The organism is Aeromonas sp. MdU4 (assembly GCF_041929505.1).
GTDB lineage: Bacteria > Pseudomonadota > Gammaproteobacteria > Enterobacterales > Aeromonadaceae > Aeromonas.
In genome coordinates this window covers 134,258-157,601 of the sequence record NZ_JBHFMW010000002.1, presented here as the reverse complement: position 1 = coordinate 157,601, position 23,344 = coordinate 134,258, and the positions used below count along the sequence as shown (strand labels likewise).

Annotated in this window: 24 protein-coding genes and 6 tRNA genes; 12 read left to right on the top strand and 18 right to left on the bottom strand. The window is 57.6% G+C overall.

Annotated elements, in window-relative coordinates; all coding sequences use genetic code 11:
• Positions 1-74 precede the first annotated feature (74 nt).
• The 7 genes from ACE1BR_RS02240 to orn form a co-directional block, all read right to left on the bottom strand.
• Positions 75-150, bottom strand: a tRNA-Gly gene (locus tag ACE1BR_RS02240).
• A 24-nt stretch (positions 151-174) separates the two neighbouring features.
• A tRNA-Gly gene (locus ACE1BR_RS02235) sits at positions 175-250 on the bottom strand.
• Between the two features lie 24 nt (positions 251-274).
• Positions 275-350 (bottom strand) — tRNA-Gly (locus ACE1BR_RS02230).
• A 25-nt stretch (positions 351-375) separates the two neighbouring features.
• Positions 376-451 (bottom strand) — tRNA-Gly (locus ACE1BR_RS02225).
• A gap of 33 nt (positions 452-484) precedes the next feature.
• Positions 485-560: transfer RNA gene (locus tag ACE1BR_RS02220), tRNA-Gly, on the bottom strand.
• A gap of 37 nt (positions 561-597) precedes the next feature.
• Positions 598-673 (bottom strand) — tRNA-Gly (locus ACE1BR_RS02215).
• Between the two features lie 178 nt (positions 674-851).
• On the bottom strand, positions 852-1,397 hold the full coding sequence (gene orn / locus ACE1BR_RS02210) for an oligoribonuclease (protein ID WP_374867230.1): 546 nt from the start codon (positions 1,395-1,397) through the stop codon (positions 852-854).
• 91 nt (positions 1,398-1,488) lie between these two features.
• Between orn and rsgA the strand changes: the two genes are divergently transcribed.
• Genes rsgA through ACE1BR_RS02185 form a run of 5 tightly spaced genes read left to right on the top strand, consistent with a single transcriptional unit; the run spans position 1,489 to position 4,326 of the window.
• Positions 1,489-2,523, top strand: a complete 1,035-nt coding sequence (rsgA, locus tag ACE1BR_RS02205; RefSeq protein WP_218972736.1) for a small ribosomal subunit biogenesis GTPase RsgA — start codon at positions 1,489-1,491, stop codon at positions 2,521-2,523.
• 28 nt (positions 2,524-2,551) lie between these two features.
• Entirely contained in the window at positions 2,552-3,424 is an 873-nt protein-coding gene (gene asd / locus ACE1BR_RS02200; protein ID WP_163129216.1) for an archaetidylserine decarboxylase, read from the top strand.
• A complete protein-coding gene (locus ACE1BR_RS02195; protein ID WP_058053574.1) occupies positions 3,421-3,693 on the top strand; it encodes a VF530 family DNA-binding protein in 273 nt (90 codons plus the stop codon). Before asd ends, ACE1BR_RS02195 begins: the two co-directional genes overlap by 4 nt.
• A complete protein-coding gene (locus ACE1BR_RS02190; RefSeq protein ID WP_275056905.1) occupies positions 3,683-3,934 on the top strand; it encodes a DUF2960 domain-containing protein in 252 nt (83 codons plus the stop codon). The genes ACE1BR_RS02195 and ACE1BR_RS02190 overlap by 11 nt, the downstream gene beginning before the upstream one ends.
• A gap of 2 nt (positions 3,935-3,936) precedes the next feature.
• Complete coding sequence (locus ACE1BR_RS02185; protein WP_374867227.1) at positions 3,937-4,326, top strand: hypothetical protein; 390 nt, start codon at positions 3,937-3,939, stop codon at positions 4,324-4,326.
• An 85-nt stretch (positions 4,327-4,411) separates the two neighbouring features.
• Here ACE1BR_RS02185 and ACE1BR_RS02180 read toward each other — a convergent pair whose 3' ends face one another.
• The 5 genes from ACE1BR_RS02180 to gpt all read right to left on the bottom strand — a co-directional run bounded on the left by ACE1BR_RS02180 (position 4,412) and on the right by gpt (position 9,309).
• Positions 4,412-5,698 carry a glutamate-5-semialdehyde dehydrogenase gene (locus ACE1BR_RS02180; protein WP_374867242.1) on the bottom strand — a complete coding sequence of 429 codons (1,287 nt, stop codon included), beginning with the start codon at positions 5,696-5,698 and terminating at the stop codon, positions 4,412-4,414.
• A 2-nt stretch (positions 5,699-5,700) separates the two neighbouring features.
• Positions 5,701-6,804 (bottom strand): glutamate 5-kinase, encoded by a 1,104-nt coding sequence (gene proB / locus ACE1BR_RS02175; protein WP_374867225.1) that lies wholly within the window; start codon positions 6,802-6,804, stop codon positions 5,701-5,703.
• 148 nt (positions 6,805-6,952) lie between these two features.
• The gene (crl, locus tag ACE1BR_RS02170; protein ID WP_374867223.1) at positions 6,953-7,345 is read right to left on the bottom strand and encodes a sigma factor-binding protein Crl; all 393 of its coding nucleotides are present in this window, start codon (positions 7,343-7,345) and stop codon (positions 6,953-6,955) included.
• Positions 7,346-7,408: 63 nt separating this feature from the next.
• Positions 7,409-8,677 carry an esterase FrsA gene (gene frsA / locus ACE1BR_RS02165; protein WP_374867221.1) on the bottom strand — a complete coding sequence of 423 codons (1,269 nt, stop codon included), beginning with the start codon at positions 8,675-8,677 and terminating at the stop codon, positions 7,409-7,411.
• Between the two features lie 164 nt (positions 8,678-8,841).
• Positions 8,842-9,309, bottom strand: coding sequence for a xanthine phosphoribosyltransferase (gene gpt / locus ACE1BR_RS02160; RefSeq protein ID WP_374867219.1), 468 nt, complete (start codon positions 9,307-9,309; stop codon positions 8,842-8,844).
• Positions 9,310-10,259: 950 nt separating this feature from the next.
• Here gpt and ACE1BR_RS02155 point away from each other — a divergent pair.
• Positions 10,260-11,711, top strand: coding sequence for an aminoacyl-histidine dipeptidase (locus tag ACE1BR_RS02155; protein WP_374867217.1), 1,452 nt, complete (start codon positions 10,260-10,262; stop codon positions 11,709-11,711).
• Between the two features lie 79 nt (positions 11,712-11,790).
• Here the strand turns inward: ACE1BR_RS02155 and djlA are convergent, their stop codons facing one another.
• The 3 genes from djlA to ACE1BR_RS02140 are packed head-to-tail and all read right to left on the bottom strand — an operon-like array spanning position 11,791 to position 14,319.
• Positions 11,791-12,624, bottom strand: coding sequence for a co-chaperone DjlA (gene djlA, locus ACE1BR_RS02150; protein WP_374867215.1), 834 nt, complete (start codon positions 12,622-12,624; stop codon positions 11,791-11,793).
• 19 nt (positions 12,625-12,643) lie between these two features.
• Entirely contained in the window at positions 12,644-13,312 is a 669-nt protein-coding gene (gene murU, locus ACE1BR_RS02145) for an N-acetylmuramate alpha-1-phosphate uridylyltransferase MurU (protein WP_374867213.1), read from the bottom strand.
• Complete coding sequence (locus ACE1BR_RS02140) at positions 13,309-14,319, bottom strand: aminoglycoside phosphotransferase family protein (RefSeq protein WP_374867211.1); 1,011 nt, start codon at positions 14,317-14,319, stop codon at positions 13,309-13,311. The genes murU and ACE1BR_RS02140 overlap by 4 nt, the downstream gene beginning before the upstream one ends.
• Before the next feature lie 177 nt (positions 14,320-14,496).
• Here ACE1BR_RS02140 and lptD point away from each other — a divergent pair, with 177 nt between their 5' ends.
• The 6 genes from lptD to ACE1BR_RS02110 are packed head-to-tail and all read left to right on the top strand — an operon-like array spanning position 14,497 to position 21,306.
• Positions 14,497-16,974, top strand: a complete 2,478-nt coding sequence (lptD, locus tag ACE1BR_RS02135; RefSeq protein WP_374867209.1) for an LPS assembly protein LptD — start codon at positions 14,497-14,499, stop codon at positions 16,972-16,974.
• Positions 16,975-17,000: 26 nt separating this feature from the next.
• Positions 17,001-18,299, top strand: coding sequence for a peptidylprolyl isomerase SurA (gene surA, locus ACE1BR_RS02130; protein ID WP_374867207.1), 1,299 nt, complete (start codon positions 17,001-17,003; stop codon positions 18,297-18,299).
• Positions 18,299-19,294, top strand: a complete 996-nt coding sequence (gene pdxA, locus ACE1BR_RS02125; RefSeq protein ID WP_374867205.1) for a 4-hydroxythreonine-4-phosphate dehydrogenase PdxA — start codon at positions 18,299-18,301, stop codon at positions 19,292-19,294. Before surA ends, pdxA begins: the two co-directional genes overlap by 1 nt.
• Positions 19,284-20,111, top strand: coding sequence for a 16S rRNA (adenine(1518)-N(6)/adenine(1519)-N(6))-dimethyltransferase RsmA (rsmA, locus tag ACE1BR_RS02120; protein WP_162518047.1), 828 nt, complete (start codon positions 19,284-19,286; stop codon positions 20,109-20,111). The genes pdxA and rsmA overlap by 11 nt, the downstream gene beginning before the upstream one ends.
• Positions 20,112-20,115: 4 nt before the next feature.
• Positions 20,116-20,478 carry a Co2+/Mg2+ efflux protein ApaG gene (gene apaG, locus ACE1BR_RS02115; protein ID WP_111808578.1) on the top strand — a complete coding sequence of 121 codons (363 nt, stop codon included), beginning with the start codon at positions 20,116-20,118 and terminating at the stop codon, positions 20,476-20,478.
• 6 nt (positions 20,479-20,484) lie between these two features.
• The gene (locus ACE1BR_RS02110) at positions 20,485-21,306 is read left to right on the top strand and encodes a symmetrical bis(5'-nucleosyl)-tetraphosphatase (RefSeq protein ID WP_374867202.1); all 822 of its coding nucleotides are present in this window, start codon (positions 20,485-20,487) and stop codon (positions 21,304-21,306) included.
• 251 nt (positions 21,307-21,557) lie between these two features.
• Here the strand turns inward: ACE1BR_RS02110 and ACE1BR_RS02105 are convergent, their stop codons facing one another.
• From ACE1BR_RS02105 to ACE1BR_RS02095, 3 genes are all read right to left on the bottom strand, one after another.
• Positions 21,558-22,067: a DUF6622 family protein gene (locus tag ACE1BR_RS02105; RefSeq protein ID WP_374867200.1), complete on the bottom strand. Its 510-nt coding sequence runs from the start codon at positions 22,065-22,067 to the stop codon at positions 21,558-21,560.
• Between the two features lie 206 nt (positions 22,068-22,273).
• Positions 22,274-22,774, bottom strand: a complete 501-nt coding sequence (locus ACE1BR_RS02100) for a 2TM domain-containing protein (protein ID WP_374867198.1) — start codon at positions 22,772-22,774, stop codon at positions 22,274-22,276.
• A gap of 123 nt (positions 22,775-22,897) precedes the next feature.
• The gene (locus ACE1BR_RS02095; RefSeq protein WP_374867196.1) at positions 22,898-23,344 is read right to left on the bottom strand and encodes a bleomycin resistance protein; all 447 of its coding nucleotides are present in this window, start codon (positions 23,342-23,344) and stop codon (positions 22,898-22,900) included.

The window sequence follows — 23,344 nt, the reverse complement described above, 5'->3', positions numbered from 1 at the left end:
GCGACCCCGACCTTGGCAAGGTCGTGCTCTACCAACTGAGCTATTCCCGCAACAGAATGTCATTTACAAGTGATTGGAGCGGGAAACGAGACTCGAACTCGCGACCCCGACCTTGGCAAGGTCGTGCTCTACCAACTGAGCTATTCCCGCAACGGAATGTCACTTACAAATGTTTGGAGCGGGAAACGAGACTCGAACTCGCGACCCCGACCTTGGCAAGGTCGTGCTCTACCAACTGAGCTATTCCCGCAACAGAATGTTATCTGCAAGTGATTGGAGCGGGAAACGAGACTCGAACTCGCGACCCCGACCTTGGCAAGGTCGTGCTCTACCAACTGAGCTATTCCCGCATCGGAATATCACTTACAAATTTTTTGGAGCGGGAAACGAGACTCGAACTCGCGACCCCGACCTTGGCAAGGTCGTGCTCTACCAACTGAGCTATTCCCGCAACAATTTGGTTGTCTTGAGGCTGGCTGATGATTGGAGCGGGAAACGAGACTCGAACTCGCGACCCCGACCTTGGCAAGGTCGTGCTCTACCAACTGAGCTATTCCCGCATCGGGCTGGTTTGCACCAGTGTCATCATCAGATTTTTGGAGCGGGAAACGAGACTCGAACTCGCGACCCCGACCTTGGCAAGGTCGTGCTCTACCAACTGAGCTATTCCCGCAACTACCTTAAAACAGGCCGTACAGCATTTGGTTGCTTGCGCTACTGTACGGGAGCCGAATTATAAGAGCAGTCCTTCCAATTGCAAGGGCTTTTTTGTCTGGTTGCGCGCGTTCGCTCAAAAGCTGGCCGAAGTGGCGATTTTAGCAACCAAGGTATGACAATCCCTTGCCGGAAACTCAGATCTTGAAGACGTGGCTGCGATAAAAGCGCAGTTCGGCGATCGATTCGCGGATGTCATCCAGCGCCTGATGGGAACCGCTCTTGGTGAACTGATCCAGCAACTCCGGCTGCCAGCGACGCACCAACTCCTTGATAGTGCTGACATCGACGTTGCGGTAGTGGAAGAACGCTTCCAGCTCGGCCATGTGTTTGACCATGAAGCGGCGATCCTGACCGATGCTGTTACCACACAGCGGGCTGGTGCGCTCCGGCACCCACTGGCGAATAAACTCGAGAGTCTCGGCCACGGCTTTCGCCTCATCGTGCTGGCTCGCCTTGACTCGGGCTACCAGACCGCTCTTGGTGTGGGTATTGACGTTCCAGTCATCCATCTTGGCCAGCTCTGCTTCACTCTGGTGGATGGCGATGACCGGCCCTTCGGCCAGCACGTTCAGGTCCTTGTCGGTGACTATGGTGGCGATCTCCAGTACCACGTTCTCTTCGGGGTCCAGGCCCGTCATCTCCATGTCGATCCATACCAGGTTCTGCGCGCTGACTGTCATGATTGCTCTCTCTATTGGGAGGAATGGCGGAATTTTGCCAATTTACATGTATCATACTGGCTTTGGATCTGTTCATAAACTGGCGAATCGAGTGGCAAAGAAAGCAAAACTCAATCTGGGTCAACAAAGGCGCGTCCAGGCTAACCGCGAGCGGCGGCTGCAAAAAGATCACACCACAGTCGTGGATGACACCCTGTTTGGCCCGGCCATCGAAGGGGTGGTGATCAGCCGTTTTGGTCAACACGCAGACGTGGAAGCGGTCGATGGCACCATCCACCGCAGCAACCTGCGGCGCAGCAGCATCAGCAGTCTGGTCTGTGGCGACAAGGTGGTGTGGCGTCCCGGCCTCAATGCCGCGACAGCGGGCGTCATCGAAGCGGTGCATCCGCGCCACTCGGTACTGACCCGGCCGGACTTCTACGACGGGGTCAAACCCATCGCTGCCAATATCGACCAGATCATCATCGTCTCGGCGGTGATGCCCGAGTTCTCCACCAACATCGTCGACCGCTATCTGGTAGCCGCCGAGGATGTGGAGATCCAGCCGCTCATCGTGCTGAACAAGGTCGATATGCTGGATGACGCGGCGCGCAAGCGCATCGATAGCCAGCTCGAACCCTATCGCAAGCTTGGCTACAAGGTGATCCTGGTGAGCTGCGAGAGCGGTGAAGGGCTCGATGAGCTAAAGGCCCAGTTCACCGACAAGATCAGCATCTTCGTCGGCCAGTCCGGGGTCGGCAAATCGTCCCTGACCAACGCTCTGATGCCTGGGCTGGATGTGCTCACCGGCGAGATCTCCGAAAACTCGGGACTCGGCCAGCACACCACCACCACGGCGCGACTCTACCACTTCCCGAGCGGCGGTGATCTGATTGACTCCCCGGGGATCCGCGAGTTCGCCCTCTGGCATCTGGAAGCCGACCGCATCACCTGGTGCTTTATCGAGTTCCGCGACTATCTGGGTGGCTGCAAGTTCCGCGACTGCACCCACAAGGACGATCCCGGCTGTGCCCTGCGGGCGGCAGTCGACAGTGGCGCAATCAGCGCCGATCGCTTCCACAACTATCACCGCATCCTGGAAACCATGCAGGAAGCCCGTCACGGCCGCCAACAGGCGCGCCTGTGACCCTAATAAACCTACGTTGATGATGAACATGAGCATTACTGACAACCTGAAAATTGCCGGTCAATACTGTCTGCCCAAGCACGCCCTCTCCCGTCTGATCGGCAAATTTGCCGCTGCCGAAGCGGGCAACCTCACTACCAAAGTGATCGAAGCCTTTATCAAGCAGTATCGGGTCGACATGAGCGAGGCGCTGCACGAGAGCCCGGCCCACTACAAGAGCTTCAACGAGTTCTTCACCCGTGAGCTGAAACCCGGTATCCGCCCGGTGGTTGACGATGCCATGACCCTGGCGCTGCCGGTGGATGGCACTGTCAGCCAGCTCGGCCCCATCCAGCAGGGCCGCATCATTCAGGCCAAGGGCCACGACTACAGTGCTCGCGAGCTGCTGGGCGGCTATGAGGATCTGGTTGCGCCGTTCAAGGATGGCGACTTCGCCACCATCTATCTGGCGCCCAAGGATTACCACCGCATCCATATGCCGCTGGACGGCGTGCTGGAGAGCATGGTGTTCGTGCCAGGGGATCTCTTCTCCGTCAACCCGCTCACCGCCGAGAACGTGCCCAACCTGTTTGCCCGCAACGAGCGGGTGGTGGCCACCTTCCGCACCCCGCATGGCCCCATGGCACTGGTGCTGGTCGGTGCGACCATCGTGGCCAGCATCGAGACCATCTGGGCTGGCAACATTGCGCCAACTAAAGAGAAGAAGGTGGTGCGCTGGGACTACACCGGCGACGAGGCCATCACATTGCAAAAAGGGGCCGAGATGGGCCTGTTCAAACTGGGCAGCACCGTGGTCTGCCTGTTTGGCCCGGGCATGCTGGCCGGTTTTGAACCCCATCTGGCCAACGGAGTCACCACCCGTATGGGTCAACCCTTTGCCAAACTGGCGGAGCAGGCATGAGCGCAGAACAGCCGACCCCGGCGCAGAAAAACAACCCGCTGCACGGGCTGACGCTGGAGGCCATCGTCACCGCGCTGGTCGAATACTATGGCTGGGAAGAGCTGGGGCAGCAGATCAATATCCGCTGCTTCACCGATAATCCCAGCATCAAGTCCAGCCTGAAGTTCTTGCGCAAGACCCCCTGGGCTCGGGAGAAGGTCGAAAGCCTCTACCTCTACGTCCAGCGCAAGCAAGCCAAATCGAAGAAGGAAGGGCAAGATGGCCTTTAAGATTACTTATACCTATAAAAAACAGGCCAAAGAGATCGGCTACGCGAATGACAAGTTCCGCAGCATCTACGACGCCATCGCCGCAGCCGAAGGACTGGATCTCTCCAGTTTCCACGCCATGGAGGCCCAGCTGGCCCAAGTTTGTCGCCGTGACAAGAAGAGCGTGAAGGACTACCAGGAGAACTACTTCAAAGAGTTGGGTTTCTCCAACATCGTCATCGAACGGGATCTTCAGGAGTAACCATGCGCACCTTGACCCTGATGGCAGCCTCCCTGCTGCTGGCAGCTTGCAGCACACCGGAGCAACACTTGGTCGGCAACGATCAGGATATCCACGGCTGCCGTGCCAGTGCCGGCTACCAGTGGTCGGCATTGACCAACCAGTGTGTGCGGCTGTTCGAGCAGGCTGTGCGACTCAACCCGACGGACAGCGCCCAGACCAGCAGCGCCTTCGTGCTGTTCAACGCCGATCAGAGCCAAGCCGAGCTGACGCTGCCGACCGGCGAGCAACATCAGCTTGTCCGTCAGGGAGTGGAGGGCAACTGGTCATGGCAAGGCAGCGGCTACACCCTCTTTATCTGGAAGGGTTATGTGCTCAAATCCGGTGACAAGGTGCTCTATCACGGGGAATAACCCGAACGCCTGATATCTTCGCGATATTCGCCAAACAAAATGCCGACCCAAGGGTCGGCATTTTTGTATCTGACACAACCTGTTGTCAGGCGCGAGTGAGGTAATCGGCCTGCCCCACCCATTTATAGCTGGTGAGCTCGGTCAACCCCATGGGGCCACGAGCATGCAGCATCTGGGTCGAGACCGCCACCTCGGCCCCCAAACCAAACTGGCCACCATCGGTGAAACGGGTCGAGGCGTTGACATACACAGCGGCCGAACCGGCCCCATTGACGAAACGTTCGGCGTTGGCCAGATCGTTGGTCAGGATGGCATCGGAGTGACCGGCATTGTGATCGCGCATATGGGCCAGCGCTTCGTTCACATCCGCCACCAGCTTGACCCCCAGGGTTAGCCCCAACCACTCGGTATCGAAATCCTCTGGCCCTGCATCACACAGGTTATCGGCACCAGTCAGCAGAGTCATGGCATTGGCCGCGCCGACCAGTGTCACCTTGCGTTCGTTCATCTGCGCCACCAGCTGCGGCAGGAAGGTGGCGGCCACCTTCTCGTGCACCAGCAGGGTATCGAGGGCATTGCAGGCGGAGGGGCGCTGCACCTTGGCGTTGTCGATAACCGCCAGCGAACGCCCCAGATCGGCGCTCTCGTCGACGAAAATATGGCTGATGCCAAAACCGCCAATGATGACCGGAATGGAGCTGTTCTCCTTGCACATCTTGTGCAGCCCGGCACCACCGCGGGGGATTATCATGTCCACATAACGGTCGAGGCGCAGCAACTCACCGACCAGCGCCCGATCCGGGTTGTCGATATACTGCACCGCCGCCTGCGGCAGGCCGGAGGCGACCAGCGCATGCTGGATCACCTGCACCAGCTCCAGATTGGAGTGGAAAGTCTCGCGCCCGCCACGCAGTATGCTGGCGTTGCCAGTCTTCAGGCAGAGGCTGGCGATGTCGATGGTGACGTTGGGGCGCGCCTCGTAGATGACGCCGATCACCCCGATGGGCACCCGGCGACGGGAGAGGCGCAGGCCGTTCTCCAGCACCCGGCTGTCGATTTCGGCGCCGACCGGATCATCCAGAGTAATCACCTTGCGCACATCGGCCACTATGCTGGCTAGCCGTGCCGGATTGAGCAACAGGCGATCCAGCATCGCCTCGGAGAGGCCCGCCTCACGGCCAGCGGCAATGTCTTTTTCGTTAGCGGCCAGAATTTGGCTGCTGCGCGCCTCCAGCTCGTCGGCAATGGCGGCCAGCGCCCGATTCTTCTGCGCCGTGCTGATGGTGGCCAGCTGATAGGCGGCTTCACGGGCTGCCTGCCCCATTTTCTCCAGACTCATCTCGGTTCCCTTTTGTTCATGCGAGTGCGGCAAGGTCACAGCAGCACCATATCATCTCGATGAATGGCTACGGCACCATAGCCATAGCCCAATACCTGCTCAATCTGATCCGAGTGGACACCGCGCAGCTTGTCCAACTCCAGATGGTCGTAACGGCAGATGCCGCGGGCCAGCTCAACCCCCTTGGGATCGAGGATGCGCACCACGTCACCGCGCACGAAATCCCCTTTCACGGCCACAATCCCTTTGGGCAACAGGCTGGAACCTTTCTCCTTCATGGCGGCAACCGCGCCCTGATCCACCTGCACTTCCCCGTGCGGAGGAGGGCCAGCCAAAATCCAGCTCTTGCGCCCTTCCAGCGGGGAGGCCAGCGCCGGGAACAGGGTGCCGATACGCTCGCCCTTGGCAAGGCGGCCGATCACCTCTGGCATCTGGCCAGTGGCGATCACCACATTGACGCCAGCGCGACGCGCCACATCGGCGGCCTGCAGCTTGGTCGCCATACCGCCAGTACCGAGGCCGCTGACGCTATCGCCTGCCAGCGAGCGCAGGGTATCGTCGATGGTCTGCACCTCTTCGATGAGCTGGGCATCCGGATTGGTACGCGGATCGGCGGTAAACAGCCCCTTCTGGTCGGTGAGCAGGATCAGCAGATCCGCATCCGCCAAGATGGCAGCTCGGGCAGAGAGGTTGTCGTTGTCGCCCACCTTGATCTCGGCTGTCGCCACCGCGTCGTTCTCGTTGATAACCGGAATGATGCGGTGATCGAGCAGGGTCCGCATGGTATCGCGGGCATTGAGGTAGCGCTCGCGGTCTTCCAGATCGGCGCGGGTCAGCAGCATCTGGCCGATATGCAAGCCATAGAGGTTGAACAGATCCTGCCATACCCGAATGAGCTGGGTCTGACCGACTGCCGCCAGCATCTGCTTGTTGGGCAGGGTTGGCGCCAGTGGCGGGTGGCCCAGATGCTCACGCCCGGCGGCGATAGCCCCCGAGGTGACGACCACGACCCGATGGCCGTGACGGTGCAAGGCCGCACACTGTCTGACCAGCTCTACCATATGGGCACGATTGAGCTGGGAAGACCCCCCTGTGAGCACGCTGGTGCCCAACTTGACGACTATGGTTCTGTTTTCCATGGGAGCATAAAGGCTAAAAAAGTAAGGAATATCTTTATACCCACGGCCATGGGGCCCTGCAAGGCAATTAATGAAGGGGTGGTGAGAGGAGATGGGCGAAGTGATGCCCCTGCGAGCGAGTCTGTGCTCCTCGCAGGGCATCAGCAGATCAGGCGGCAGTGACGCTCAGCTCATTGGTAACCTGTTCGGCAGGTACTAGCTGGCACTCAAGCGCGGTCAGTTTGTCACTGATGAGCTTGTAGAATCGGTTGAGGGTCCGCTCAACCTCTACCTGATGCTTCTTGGGGATCGGCTTGTCAAGCCATTCACCGTCAGCATTGTACAAACCAAATTGATAGTGGTAGCGGAACTGATGATCATCCTGCTCCAGCACCAGCCACCAGCCCCAGAACTCCCGCTTGTCAGGCGCCGGTTTGGCGCTGACACAGACAGACAGGCTGTCAAAACGGTAACGCCCCTCTTCACAGAGATCCTCACGCAAATAGGGGCCAATGGCAGCAAACTGCCTGAGCAGTCGCTTGTAGGTCACTCTTTCAGACATGTTAACCTCCCTGTTAAACAAGCCGCGCCACCTCGGGATGACGCTAGTATTTTTAGCGCAATATCATGTGCATAAATGCTTCTTCAGCCATTCGACAACTTCGTCAAGCGCCTGGTCGTAGACCTCCAGCAAAGGCTGCTTGTCAAATACGATCGCCTTGCCATTACGGCTGGCGGCCGCCAATGCCCGCACATCCGGCTCGGGGCAGATGAAATCTCTCTTGTGTCCGATACTTAATATCGGCACGGATGTGCGACTCCCCAGTAATCCTTGGGTTTTTAGTGAAAAAACCTGGCACTTGGTGCGCATGGTATCCCACTGGGCGGCATCAGCCCCCAAGCGGTTGGCCAGACTGTCCCGCATCATGCGCGGGCATTTGGCAAACAGCTCATGATTAGTGAAGAGCTGATTGACACCAGCTCCAATGCAGACCACTGTACGCAATTTAAACGGTTCAATAAAGGCCAATCTGGCCGCAATATTCCCTGCCAGACGCATCCCCACCATGGCTATACGCTGGTGATCGACCCAAGCCACCTCCGAGAGATAGTGCAACACCGCCTGATGAAGACGGCTGGTATCCTGCACCAGCGGCCAGTGCTCGGCATAACCGATACCGGGAATATCAAGTGACAGCATGCCGATACCGTTGGGCTCGAGTCGCTTGAGATAGAAGTTGAGAAAATCGAGCTGCAGGGAGTCGATGCCCCCGCTGATGATCACCAGCGGTACCGGTTTATCGGTCGTAGGCAGGTGAAGATAACCCTGAATATGCTTGCCACGAAATGGCACCTGGATCTCTTTGAGCGGCACCTTGAACAGACGGCCTGCCTCACGATAGGCCATATTGCCGAGCAACTGTGCCTGATCCGCCAGCTCGTCTCCTTTCAGATGGGGATAACTGGCAATGGAGTAGTAACGCACCGCCTTGAGCAATTTTTTCAGCGCGCCAGAGGCATCCCCCTGCTCGCGCAGATCACGTCCCTGCTTGAAATAGCCGCCTGCCACCTGGCTCCACTCATAGATCCAGTTGCCTGGCACATAACCCTTGATGGTATCGAGATAGCAATCATGAGTGCGCTCGCCAGTCGCCATGGCGATACGGGCCAGAGTCTGCTCCACCTCGATCGGATCAGCCCCCTGCCAGGCCCAGGACGGTCGGCGCAACAGGCGATACCAGCTCTTTGACATGGAGCCATCGATAAACATCTCGTCTGACCCGGCCTCAGCCAGGTCAGCCGCACTTGAGTTGGAGATCTCGGATGTTTCCAATACCTTCTTGACGCGGGTAAAGAGCTGTTCAGTCAGGTTTAGGTCTTCGTTCAAGTCCAAGATAATGTCCCATTCATAATCAGGCAATGGTCCATCTTAACCACTTTTACCGCCGCTCAGCCACCCCGCAGCAGATCGATAGGCAAAAAACAGGGCCCCAAATTGGGACCCTTTGCAGCTATGTTCTGCAGCACGGAATATGGCGTGGTTAACGCCGGCACCCGTTACTCTTCGTCGCAGATCGGCGTGGTGAACTCCAGCGCCATATCCCAAGGCTGTTCGATCCAGGTATCCTGCGGAATAGCGACTTCGAAGTCATCCAGCAGTTGCTCACCCATCGGCTTGGCGAAGATGGCGATAAACTTGGCTTTCGGGTAGAGCTCGCGGATCGCCTTGGCGGTAGTACCGGTATCAACCAAATCTTCCACCACCAGCCAGCCTTCACCGTCACCTGCTGTGGTAGCGGCCTTCACGACCACCAGATCACGCTGGTTGTTGTGGTCATAACTGGAGATACACAGCGTTTCAACGTTGCGAATGCCAAGTTCACGGGCCATCAGGGCTGCGGGGACCAGACCACCACGGCTGACCGCGATGATACCTTTCCACTGGCTCACAGGCAGTTGACGACGGGCCAGGCGGCGAGCTTCACGTTGCAGGTTATCCCACGACACATAGAACTTTTTCGGCATGTTAGCGATCTCAAATAGTTACACAAAAACAATTACTTAAAATAATGGCATCCGACAGTTTCCTCTCGAATGCCAGCAAATGGCGGATCTTGTCCTGCTGAATTCAGATTGCAATGATTCCGCCTTAGGGCAGACCTCGGCAGCAAATCTGATAACAATGGAAGCAAGATGGGCATATCCGGCGATCGGTTGGATTGAGTGCCAAAACCGCGGACAAGCTGTTGGGCCAATATAATAGCATCGTTTACAGATAAAATGATTGGCAAACGTATGCCAAATTCAGGAAAAATCGGCAAACTCATCTTCGATTGGCACACACAGAGAGCCAAACGGCCAACTGCACCCCATCCTGCCAAGGCGGAAAACCGCATCAAAACAAATTGCAGATAAAAAAATAGCAGGGGGAGGTTTAACCTCACACTCCTGCTGCATTTTCGTCATTACACTGCCTAATCAGGCGCGCGCCTTAGCGACGAGTGACGAACGGATTTGGGTAGCTGAAACCCTTGGTGTACAAAGACGGAGCGAACCAATAGGTTGAGTTGCTGCCTGACATATTAAAACTCCTGATTGCTTAACAAGTTACGTACCTTTAATGCGGGCTCAAATCCTTGAACGAACACTCGGTTCCATGGAGGCGCACTTGCTTTGCTTCGGTTCCCTGGAGGCTTTCATCGTCATCCTGACGGGTGGCGAACCACGGAGGCTAATTTACCAGTCGGCGCGTTAAATTCAACTTTTTTGTGAGATCGGTCACACAATTTCTTTTCTGCCAGCCTGCGTCACTTGATCCTGACAATCGTGCTGTCTTGTTGCCATGTGCCAGCACAACCGGCCCGTGATTTGCGCTGATTGCTCACATTTTTGCGTGATTGACTGTATTATCGTTGTTCTCTTCCTCGGCCCGCTGATGGGGCCCTGTTTATTCCGTGCTGGTAAGGAGTCCCAACGTGGCACAGCTTAGCTCTCTCTCTCCCAAACTGATTTGGCATTTCTTCGAACAGATCTGCTCTATTCCCCACCCTTCCAAGCATGAAGCCAAGCTGAGCGCCTGGATCATCCAATGGGCCCAGAGCGAAGGGCTGGCCGTCAAGCAGGATAAAGTCGGCAACATCATTATCAAGAAGCCAGCTACTCCGGGGATGGAAAACCGCCAAGCCGTGGTACTGCAAGCCCACATCGACATGGTGCCGCAGGCCAACGCCGATACCAAACACGACTTCGCGACCGATCCCATCGATGCTTATGTAGATGGTGAATGGGTCACAGCCCGCGGCACGACCCTGGGTGCCGACAACGGCATCGGTATGGCTGGCTGCCTGGCGGTACTGGCTGACAAGACCATCAAACACGGCCCGCTGGAAGTGCTGCTGACCACCGACGAAGAGACCGGCATGACCGGCGCCTTCGGTCTGGAGCCGGGCTGGCTGGAAGGCGAGATCCTGCTCAATACCGACTCCGAAGAGGATGGCGAGGTCTACATGGGCTGCGCTGGCGGTGTGGATGCCAATATCCGCTTCCCGCTTGAGCTGGTTGATGCCAGCGAAGGTGAAGCTGTCGAGTTGACCGTCAAAGGGCTGCGTGGCGGCCACTCCGGTTGCGATATCCATTGCGGCCGTGGCAACGCCAACAAACTGCTGGTCCGCTTGCTCAAAGCAGCCGAGCCGCTGGGTATCCGTCTGGCCGAGATCCATGGCGGCACTCTGCGCAACGCCATCCCGCGCGAAGCCCGTGCTACCCTGCAGGTGCCCGCCGCCAGCCTGAACGAGTTCAAGGCACTGGTTGACCGCTACACCGGTATCTACCAGAGCGAGTTGGCTGCTACCGAGCCAAACCTGACTCTGCTGGTCAATAGCGCAGCCAAACTGGCCAAGCTGATGAGCGTCTCCCTGCAACAGCGCCTGCTGGATGCGCTGGTTGCCTGCCCGAACGGCGTAATGCGCATGAGCGATGCCATGCCCGGCGTGACCGAAACCTCCACTAACCTGGGGGTCATCAAGACTCTGGATGGCGAAGTGTACGTCCAGTGCCTGATCCGCTCGCTGATCGACTCCGGCCGCGAGAACATCGAACAGATGACCCGCGCCCTGTTCACCCTGGCGGGCGCTAGCTGCGAATTCACCGGAGCCTATCCGGGTTGGGCACCAAACGTGGACTCCCCGGTCATGGCACTGGTACGCAACAGCTACCAGGCCCTGTTCGGCACCATGCCCAACGTAATGGTGATCCACGCCGGTCTCGAGTGCGGTCTGTTCAAGAGCGCCTATCCGGAGTGGGACATGGTCTCCTTCGGCCCGACCATCCGCGGTGCCCACTCCCCTGACGAGAAGGTGCATATCCCGGCGGTCGAGCGCTTCTGGCAACTGCTGGTGCACGTGCTGGAAGCCATTCCGGCCAAATAACCCGGCCCGACGCCAAACGGCAAAGCAAAAGCCCCGCACTGCTGCGGGGCTTTTTATTGTCTGCTGTACAAATATGCGCTTAACGAATGCCACGAGCCTCGCGGATCCACTCCCAGGCTTGCTGGATCTCCTGGGTCTTCTCCTTGGCCATCTCCATCATCTCCGGCGGCAGCCCTTTGGCGGCCAGCTTGTCCGGGTGATGCTTGTTCATCTCCTTGCGGTAGGCACGCTTGATATCCTGATCGCTGTCGCTCTCGCTCACCCCCAGCAGCTGGTAGGCATTCTTGAGGCGATCTGCAGAAGGCACCTCCTGGCGGTACTGCTGACCACCGGCATGGCCCCCCTGATACTGGCCATGAGCCTGATTGAAGAAGTTCATCTGCGCCTCGGCCATCGCCAGAATACGGGCCAACTCGATGCGGCTGAAACCCAGCTCGTCGGCAATGGTATTGAGAATGACACGCTCGCCCTCCTCTACCCGGCCATCGGCAAAGGCAGCCTGCAACTGCACCTCGAGGAAGAAGCGCAGAATGTCGCGCTGCCCCAGACTGGCGCGGCGAAACTCGGCCAGGGTCTCGCGCAGCGGGAAGTCGGCCTCTTTACCGAGACGAAACGACTCCTGTGCCCGGGCACGCTGATCACCGACCAACCGCATCCGATCCATCAGGTTGGAGGCAACCCGGATCTCCTGCTCGGTCACCTGACCACTGGACTTGGCGATGTGGCCCATCACCGAGAAGGTGGCATGGAAAAAGACCGCTTGCTGCGCCTGACTCGGGCCACGACGAAACGCCCCCTGCAGCCCCATGCCACGGTCGAAACGGTGGCCGATCCAGAGGCCAATCAAGGCACCAATAATATTGCCGAGCAGAAAACCGAAGAAGGCGCCCAGCACCTTACCCCAAATACGCATGGTTCAAGACCTCTTGAAGTTAATGAGTGCGGGCCTGGAGCTGGTCATCCAGCTCGCGCAGTCGATCGACCGTGCCGATATCGCGCCACTCGCCAGCGAGCAGGCTGCCGCCCACCCGCCCTTGCGCCATCCAGTCACGCAGCAGCGGCGCCAGCTTGCGGGCACCACCGGCGAGACCGGCAAAGGCCGCCGGATCATATAGCCCGACCCCACTGAAGGTAAACGCTGGCGTATCCATGACTCGCCCGGCTTGCAGGGCAAAGTCCCCGGTTGGGTGCTGAGGTGGGTTGGGCACCAGCCATAAGTGGGCCAGATCGTCGCCAAGGGGCTGGCTGACCAGTGTGTGATAATCGAGATCGAGCCAGGTATCGCCGTTGATCACCAGAAAAGGTTCTACGCCCAGTAGTGGCAACGCCTGCACGATGCCGCCCGCGGTCTCCAGCGCACTCTCCTCGGCTGACCAGTGAATGGTCACACCAAACGCACTGCCATCACCCAGGGTATCGACCAGCTTGTGACCAAGCCAGGCGTGGTTTATCACTAGCTCGGTCACGCCAGCTGACTTCAACTTTTCGATATGGTGGACGATAAGGGGTTTGCCCCCCACCGCCAGCAGCGGTTTGGGCAGCAGGTCGGTGAGGGGGCGCATCCGCTCGCCACGGCCAGCGGCCAAGATCATCGCCTTCATGGTTTTACACCGGTATTAGCGATCCCCGGCAACACCACCTGCTCCAGCCACTGGCCAAAACGGGCCAGTACCGGATAGGCGCCACCGTGAGTGCGACAGACATCCACCACGTAGCCGAGGGTGCGAGGAATATCTTTGAGATAACCGGACTTGCCGTCGCGATGATAGAGCCGGGTGAAGATCCCGGCAGCTTTGAGGTGGCGCTGCATGCCGGTCAGGTCGGCATCACGACGGAAACTGGCATAATCGAGTTCACCAAGCAGACCCGCCTGTTGCAGGGTGGCAAAACCGTGGCGCATTCCTTCATCGATCACCTCGTCCGGCCAGCGCACATAGCAATCTTTCAATAGGGAGACCAGGTCATAGCTAAGGGGCCCGATGACCATGTCCTGAAAATCGATGATGGCGAGTGCGCTGGTATCAGGAGTGTCTCCGCCGCACACCATCAGGTTGCGACTGTGAAAATCCCGGTGCATGACTCCTTGTTGCTGGGCCAGATTGCAGGCAGTGAGGCAGGCAAAGGTCTCATCCAGCAACTGTTGCTCATCGTTGCTCAAGGTCAAGTTCAGATGGTGACCAAGCAGCCACTCGGGGAAGATGCTGTTTTCCCGCGCCATAAAGGCTGCATCGAAGGGTTCAAGCGCCAGTTCGACCGACCCCAGTCGGGGCAGCAGATCAATCGCTTTGCCATACCAGGCCAGCACATTCTGCTCATTCAGGCAGCTGATAAGCTGGATATCACCCAAGTCACTGACCGCCAGCAGACCCTGTTCATAATCCACAGCCTTCACCTCTGGCGCCAGCAGCTGACGCGCCAGCAAGGCGGCCGCGTTACGAACAAACTCATGATTTTTTTCGGTTTTAGGATTGGCATCCACCCACACCAGACCACCACCACGATAGTAGCGGCGGAAGCTGGCATCACCGGAAATGAGGGTAAGCGTGAGAGTGGCATCACCGGAAATCCGGCGTGCCCACTGCAATAGCAGGGAATCGCGATCGTGCATAATAAGTAGAAGACCAAGGTGGAAAGCAGCACTTGGCTGTTAGCCCTGGCCGCAATAATGCTTTATCATTGCTGGCTAACATAAAGCAATGACATGCAATGTCAACTCGATGAAACCTGTCGTAAAATGCATGCCTTGGATCAACCGTATCTATCACGGATTGCACGAGTCTTTCACATGACCAAATGGACACTGGGGTACCGCTATCCCATCGCCCTGACTATCAGCCTGGCCCCAGCACTCGCCCCAATGGTAGTGCAGGCAGCCCCGTTCGAAACGCCGCCAGCCACCGGCATTCTCGATAGTCTCTGCTATGACTATGTTCCCAAGATAGAGAAGCCTGCATCGGATCAGGAGGCCAACGCGCAGCCGGTCGAAGTTGATGCCGACCGCCTCGAGGCCAAGCAGGGTGGCACCGCCGTCTACGAAGGTGATGTCAAGGTGCGTCAGGGGGTTCGCAAGTTTGACTCCGACTATGCCCAGCTCGATCAGAAGAGTCGGGATGTCATCGCCATCGGCAACATCTATTACAACGATGGTCAGGTGACCGTCACCAGTGACAAGACCCTCAAATCCAACCTGGATACCAAGAACTCCGAACTGGAAGAGGGCAAGTATCAGGTGCATGGTTCACCGGTACGCGGCTTTGCCAAGCGTGTCGTGATGACCAACAACAACCAGAACATCACCATGGAGGGGGCTCAGTACACCACTTGCCCCCCAGGTCAGGAGGTGTGGACCCTCAAAGCGGGCAGCATCGACATCGACCAGAAAGAGGTGTTCGGTGAAGCGTGGAACGCCAGCCTCTGGCTCTACGACTATCCGGTGTTTTACTTCCCCTACATCAACTTCCCCATCAAGGATGAACGGAAGACCGGTCTGCTCTATCCGGGTTATACCCAAAGCTCCAGCAACGGCATGGATATCACCCAGCCCTTCTACTGGAACATTGCTCCGAACTACGATGCCACCATCACCTCCCGCTTTATGGACAAGCGCGGCCTGATGGAACAGGTGGAGTTCCGCTATATGCCGGACCCCGCCCACGCCGGTATTCTCTACGTTGAAAATCTGGCAGATGACAAGCAGTACAGTCCGAGCAACCCCAGTTTTGTCAACGCATCAACCGGTACCCCATACCTCTCGGATGGCCATCGCTATCTGATGAACGTCCGTCACGGCTCCGCCCTGATGGATGGCGCCTTGCAATTTGGGGTGGACTACACCCAGGTGCGCGACAAGGATTACAACTACTTCAACGACTTCAGCCCGGCGGTGGGCACCCAGGTCGACAGTCAGCTACAGCAATCCTTTACTGCGGGTTATTACCAACAGAGCTGGAACCTCACCTCCGAGGTGCGCCGCTACCAGATCCTGAACCCTTATGCGACCTTGCCACACGAGATGCTGCCGCGTCTCAACTACAACTATTACCAACAGGGCAAATGGTTCGATCTGGCCTGGAACAGCGAACTGACCAAGTTTGGCTATGACAGTGGCAGTGCCAGCAGTCAGCAAGCTGGTGAGCGCTATACCGCTACCAGACTCCATCTGGCGCCAACACTGACCGTACCTTTGGTGGATGCGCCGGGCTACTACCTGACCAGCCAGTACAAGCTGATGTTTACTTCCTATAACCAGGACGTTCCCAACCAACTAACCCAGGCGGATATCAATAACTTCGATCCGACAAGAAAACAGGGTGAAAATGGTAGCCAAAAAAATGTAGTTCTCAAGGACGGTACCATTACCCGAACCCTGCCGTCCTTCCGCCTTAAGGGGGGTGTCAACTTCGATCGTCCGATCGGCTGGTATGATGGCAAGGGCACCCAGACTCTGGAGCCGGAGTTCCAATATCTCTATGTCCCTTACCGGGATCAGGACGATATCGGGATCTACGACTCCACCACCACCCGTCAGGACTACTACAGCCTGTTCAGCGATAGCCGCTATGCTGGCCTCGACCGCATCAGCGATGCCAACCGCGTAACAGCTGGGCTCACCAGCCGGATCTATGACAATGTGGGTGACGAGCGGCTACGTTTGGCAATCGCCCAAGCATTTGAGATCACCTCACCCAAGGTACGCCTCTATCCAAACGAGCCTGAAAGCACCAACTCCCGCTCCCTGCTCTCTTTCGAAGGGGATGCGCGGATCACCGAGCAATGGTTTGCCCACGCAGGGACCCAATACGACACCGAAAAAAGTCAGTTCAGTGCGGCAAATGGCGCGGTGGAATACCGCAACGAGAAGTTTATCAGCCAGGTCAACTACCGCTTCATCAAGGATGGCAACAAGAGCTACTACAACAACGCCGAAGTGGCAGATCTGAGCCAGGCTGGCCTGGTGGTGATGGCGCCGATTGCTGACCAGTGGCAGATGTATGGTGGCTACTACCATGACATCCAGCAAAACGTCAACATTGACCGCAAAGTGGGGGTCAAATATGACTCCTGCTGTTGGAGCATCAACCTGAGTCTGGAGTGGCATAACCAACCAGACAACATTACTCAGAAGCCCACGTCAGAGAAATCGATTGGCCTTCAATTCGAGATGAAGGGACTTGGCAGTGTAGGTACCGGTGGCCGTAGCGTCACGCTGGATACCGAGCTGTTGCCCTATGTTCGCCCGTTTAATCTGAAAGGCCAGCAATGATGCTGGCCCAGCCTTGAGAGATGGATATGAAAAAGACCCTGATTGCCCTGCTGACCGCGGGAATGTTCGGTGCCATGAGCCAGGCAGCGCTGGCGGCTCCCGAGCTGATGGACAAGGTACTAGCCGTGGTCAACAAGGACGTGGTGCTCTCCAGTCAACAGGATGCACTGGTCAACAAGGTAAAACTCTCAGCCCAGGAGAGCGGCCAGTCCCTGCCCGATGACGCAACCCTGCGCAAACAGGCGCTGGATCGCCTGATCCAGGAGAGCCTGCAACTGCAGCTGGCGGAGCGCCAGGGACTGAAGATCAGCGATACCCAGCTGGAACAAGCTATTCAGGGCATCGCCGCCGACAACAAGATGACCCTGGATCAGCTGCGCGCCCAGCTGGCCCGTGAAGGGCTGACCTATGCCCAGTATCGGGAAGAGGTGCGCCGTGAAATCCTGATGAACGAGGTGCGCCGCAATCAGGTGCGCCGTCGCATCAACATCTCCGAGCAGGAGGTGAAGCAGGTGGTGGATATCCTGAAAAAACAGGGCCAGCAGCAGAACGAATACCACGTTGGCCACATCCAGATTGCCCTGCCGGATAACCCCACTGCCGCCCAGCAGGATGCAGCCAAGAGCAAGATTGATCGCATTCTGGCAGCCCTCAAGCAGGGTGCCGATTTCCGCAAGCTGGCCATTGCCGAGAGTAACGGCCCCAAGGCGCTGGAAGGTGGTGACTGGGGCTGGATGAGCCCGCAAGAGATGCCGACCCTGATGGCCGAAGCGGTACAGGGTGCCAAGAAGGGTGACATCATCGGCCCGCTGCGCTCAGGTGCAGGCCTGCACATCGTCAAGGTGTTCGACACCAAGGGGCAGCAGCAGGTGATGCTGACCGAGGTTAAAGCTCGCCACATCCTGATCAAGCCCTCCATCATCCTGAGCGAAGAGAAAGCCAAGGGGATGCTGGACGGCATTCTGCACGACATCAAGAGCGGCAAGGCCAACTTCGCCAGCATGGCGGAGAAGTACTCCGAAGATCCGGGCTCTGCGGTGCAGGGGGGCGAACTGGGCTGGTCTGATCCCAACGTCTATGTGCCGGAGTTCCGCGATATGGTCAACCGCCTGCAACCAGGCCAGATCAGCGCCCCGTTCCGTACCAGCCATGGCTGGCACATCGTGCAGGTGGAAGATCGCCGCAGCCAGGATGCCACCGACAAGGCTCAGGAGCAGCGCGCCTACCAGCTGATCTACAACCGCCGCTTCGTGGAAGAGTCCCAGGCGTGGCTGGATGAGCTGCGTGACGAGGCCTACATCCAGATCGAAGGCGCCAGCAGCTGATGAGCTGCCGTCGCCTTGCCGTTACCACGGGCGAACCGGCCGGGATCGGTCCGGATCTGGTGCTGCAGATTGCCCAGCAGGATTGGCCCCACCAGCTGGTGGTCATCGCCGATCCGGTGCTACTGCGCGAGCGGGCAGCACTGCTGGGGCTCAAGGTCGAGCTTGAGCACTATGATGCCACCGCCCCAGCCCATCCGCAGCGGGCGGGCACTCTGACCGTCTGTCCGATCACCCTCGGTGCCCCCGTGGTGCCGGGTGAGCTGAACGAAGGCAATGGCGCCTATGTGCTGGCGACCCTGCAGCGGGCCTGTGATGGCAACCTCAGCGGCGAATTTGCCGCCGTGGTGACCGGACCGGTGCACAAGGGGATCATCAACCAGGCCGGAGTCTCGTTCAGCGGCCACACCGAGTTCTTTGCCCAGCAATCCAACACCGCCGATGTGGTGATGCTGCTGGCAACCGAGGGGCTGCGGGTCGCACTGGCGACCACTCACATCCCCCTCGCCTACGTGGCGATGGCCATCACCGAGGATCGCCTCGGCAAGGTGATCAGGATCCTCAACGAGGATCTCGCCACCAAATTTGGCATCGCCAAACCCCGTATTTACGTCTGCGGCCTCAACCCCCATGCCGGGGAAGGTGGCCATCTTGGACGTGAAGAGATTGACGTGATCGAACCCGCTCTGGCCACGCTGCGCCAGGAGGGAATCGATCTGGTCGGCCCCTTGCCGGCCGACACCCTGTTCCAGGAGAAATACCTCAAGGATGCGGATGCGGTACTCGCCATGTACCACGACCAGGGGCTGCCTGTGCTCAAATACAAGGGCTTCGGCAGCTCGGTCAATATCACCCTGGGGCTTCCCTTCATCCGCACTTCGGTGGATCACGGCACTGCGCTGGATCTGGCAGGCAAAGGCCTGGCCGATTCGGGCAGCCTTGTCACCGCGATTAACCACGCCATCAAGATGGTAGAGAAAAAAAGATATGAGCAGTAAGGTGCAGAGCAATAAGGTGCACATGGGCCACACGGCCCGTAAGCGTTTCGGTCAGAACTTCTTGCACGACCGCTATGTGATCGACCAGATCGTCGCCGCCATCAACCCGCAGCCAGGTCAGAATCTGGTGGAGATCGGTCCGGGTCTGGCCGCGCTGACCGAACCGGTCGCCTCCCAGATGGACAAGATGACCGTGGTCGAGCTTGACCGGGACCTGGCTGCTCGCCTGCGTGAGCACCCAACCCTCAAGGACAAGCTGACCGTTATCGAAGCGGATGCCATGCGTTTTGACTTCGGCACCCTGATGGGTGAAGGCAAGCCGCCGCTGCGCATCTTCGGCAACCTGCCCTACAACATCTCCACGCCGCTCATCTTCCACCTGTGCGAATTTGCCGACCGGGTTGAAGACATGCACTTCATGCTACAAAAAGAAGTGGTATTGCGGATGTGTGCCGGCCCGGGCAGCAAGGCCTATGGTCGTCTGAGCGTCATGGTGCAGTACTACTGCCAGGTAGTGCCAGTGCTGGAAGTGGGACCGGGCGCCTTCAAACCGGCTCCGAAAGTGGACTCTGCCGTGGTGCGCCTGATCCCCCACAAGAACCCGACTCTGGTCGCGAAAGACATGCGCTGCCTGAGCCGCGTCTGTACCGAGGGCTTTGGCCAGCGTCGCAAGACCATCCGCAACAGCTTCTCCAACTTCATCACCGACGCCCAGCTGACCGAGCTTGGTATCGATGGCAACCTGCGCCCGGAGAACCTCTCCCTCGAGCAGTTCGTCATCATCGCCAACTGGCTGGCGGATCAGCAACAGGCCTGATCCTGTGGCTCACCCGCACATCGAGATCCGCCCATACCCCGTGTATGTGGCGGGCTCCAAAGACCCTTACCAGTTTCACTATCTGATCGAGATTGAGAATCTGGGGCCCGGCCCGGTGCAACTGCTGCACCGGCGCTGGCTCATCACCGATGCTAATGGCAAGATGCTGGAAGTAGCAGGCCCGGGCGTGGTCGGGGAGCAACCCGTCATTGCCGAAGGGGAGACCTACCGCTACCAGAGCGGCGTGCCGCTGGCGACCCCACTCGGGGTGATGGAAGGGAGCTATACCCTGCAAGATGGCTCTGGTCAGCAGTTCGAGGCGCCCATCGCCCCCTTCACGCTGGCCATCCCCAATATTATCAACTGAGGTTTCATGGCGAACTGTTTTGTCGGTGACATCCAGGGCTGTTACGACGACTTGCGCCGTCTGCTGGATCTTGCCGCGTTCGATCCCGACAAAGACGTGCTCTGGCTCTGCGGCGACCTGGTTGCCCGCGGCCCGGACTCGCTCAATACCCTGCGTTTCGTCAAGGAGTTGGGCAACCGTGCCGTTACCGTACTCGGCAACCACGACCTGCACCTGCTGGCGGTCGCCAATGGCGTCGCACCGCTCAAGAAGAAAGACAAGCTGCAGAGCCTGATGGATGCGCCGGATCGGGATGAACTGCTGGAGTGGCTGCGCCACCGCCCGCTGCTGGCCGAGCATCCGGAACTGCCCATCATGATGGTACATGCCGGTATCTCCCCCGCGTGGGATGCCCGCACCGCCCGCAACTGTGCCCGCGAGGTAGAGAGCCTGCTGCGCGGCGATCAGTACCAGTGGCTGCTGCACAACATGTATGGCGACCAGCCCGATGGCTGGCAGGATGATCTGGTCGGGATCGACCGCTACCGCTACATCATCAACACCTTCACCCGGATGCGCTTCTGCTACTTCGATGGCCGGCTCGACTTCAAATGCAAGAAGGGGCCCAAAGAGTCGACCCCGGGGCTGCGCCCCTGGTTCGAGCAGCGCGAGCACCATATGGATGATCCCATTCTGGTGTTCGGCCACTGGGCCGCCCTGATGGGCAACACTGGCAGGAACGACATCAAGGCGCTCGACACCGGCTGCGTCTGGGGCAACAGCCTCACCCTGTGGCGCTACGAGGATGATGCCCTGATCGCCACCCCCTGCCCGGTTCACGCCAGCTAGGGGCTGCGCTGCAATCAGGCGGTAGGTGCAGCGCTGATTGCCAAGACCCGCACCAATAACGCAGCCCGGCAACCTGCCGGGCTTGCTGTTTCTTATATTGATGATGGATAGCTACCACCAATTAAATACAAATTATTATTCGGACAATGAGACATTTTCAACATACCGAATACTAACTTAGGAAATATGACTGAATAGGATGCTTCACAGTTTCAACCTTCAGATATAATCAAGCAGTTTTGATAGGATAGTTAACCACACGAGTTGGCTTGTCGATAGTTAAAATATAAATTCAATGTACGCCCCCAAAGCACACCGCTAATTACGCCATTTAAAACACCAAAAATAATATTGAACCACAATGAAGACATTAACTCAGGCGCTATATTTAAAAAAACATTCAATGTGTACTTTATAATAAAAGTAATTATCACGAAAACGATAAGCCATGGTGTACCGGGCCAGATAATTAAATTAGTGCCCTCTTTACGCTTCAACTGAGGTTCACTGCTCGAGAGACACCAACCAGTCCCACAACCGAGCAGGAACCCCAGCGACATTACAGCCAAACCCCAGAATGAGAAAGCCAGTTCTTCAATAACCGTGATGCCACCCCACAAGAGAAAAAACAGTGGCATGATGAATAATCCGCTAAGATTCATCTCTCTATCACGTAATGCGTTTATCCCTATAATGATGAGAAAAGCAAACAAAATCCAGACCCATAGAGGAGTCTCTGCTACAATATTTAACAGCAGCATATCGCCATCCTTAACAGAATAATGTTATCTAACGACAATGGTTATATATAATTTCGTTTACGGCATGAAGCTCCTGCCAGCCAATACTATCTTGTAGCGCCTCATCTCAAAATAAAATCCCGCCACATTGTTGGAATACCCATATTCAGGGGGATTAGCTATGATGTGGTAATATAAATATGGGTAAAGGTATGATCGTATTGAGATTACAACTTTCGCCCCAGCCGCTTCTCGATCTGGCGCCGCTCCCACTCCGGGCCAAACAGCTTGAAGGGCTCGAATACTCTGATGGCATGAGAGGCCAGTGCCACTCCCCACCCCATGGCCGCCCACCAAGCCCAGATATACTCAGGACTGATTAAATAATTAATAATAAACAACCCGCCGATCACCAGCAGATAGCGGACTATGTGGTAGTAAAAGCCCTTGAGCGCCTCCACATAGCGCATGGCTGTCCGCTCCTCAGCCGATACCTGCACCGCATCCCGTTCCATAGCGTCATACCCTCTCATCTCGCGCACCTCTTGCTGTGTGCCATCCAGCTGCGCCACATCGAGTTCAAAAACGGCGGCCAGGGCCCTGAGAGATTCCAGTCCGGGTTGCTGCCCCTGTTCGATCCGCTGGATAGTGCGGACACTTAAACCAGTCAACGTTGCCAACTGATCCTGAGACCAACCCCGTTGCAATCTCAACTTCCTGACAATCATCTCGAACTCCTTGTGGTCATTGACGGGGCCAGCATAGAGCTTTCGCAGCGAAAGGTGACACGACAGATAGCCGACATTCATCTGACAGCCCTTTAAAATCAGATGGTTAAGTTTTAATCCTTGTCAGTCAGCAGGCCGTTCCCCCAGATATTGCACAAACCGTAGCAGATAACCATCGGGATCCTGCAGCAAAAATTCGCGCTGTCCGGCCAGCATCTCGCCCACCGGATACCAGACTTCGGCGGGCTGCCGATAGAGCTCAATGCAATTACGCTGCAATCGGTCGAGTAGCGGCTGGATATCGGTCAGCTCCATCTGCAGATTGATCCCCCGACCAAACGGTGGCTCCAGCGCCCCGACCTGCCAACCCGCCGGATGAACCTGTTCCAGCATCAGCTGGACCTGTTGCTGCTCCAGATAAGCAAACGGGGGGTCATCGCGCCGATAGCGGACTGAGAAGCCCAATAGGCCGGTATAGAACGCCAGAGAGCGAGCCAGATCGCTGACCGACAGCTCCGGCACCATGGGGTTCCAATCCACCTCATCCACCGTGATAGTGGCATCCGTCAT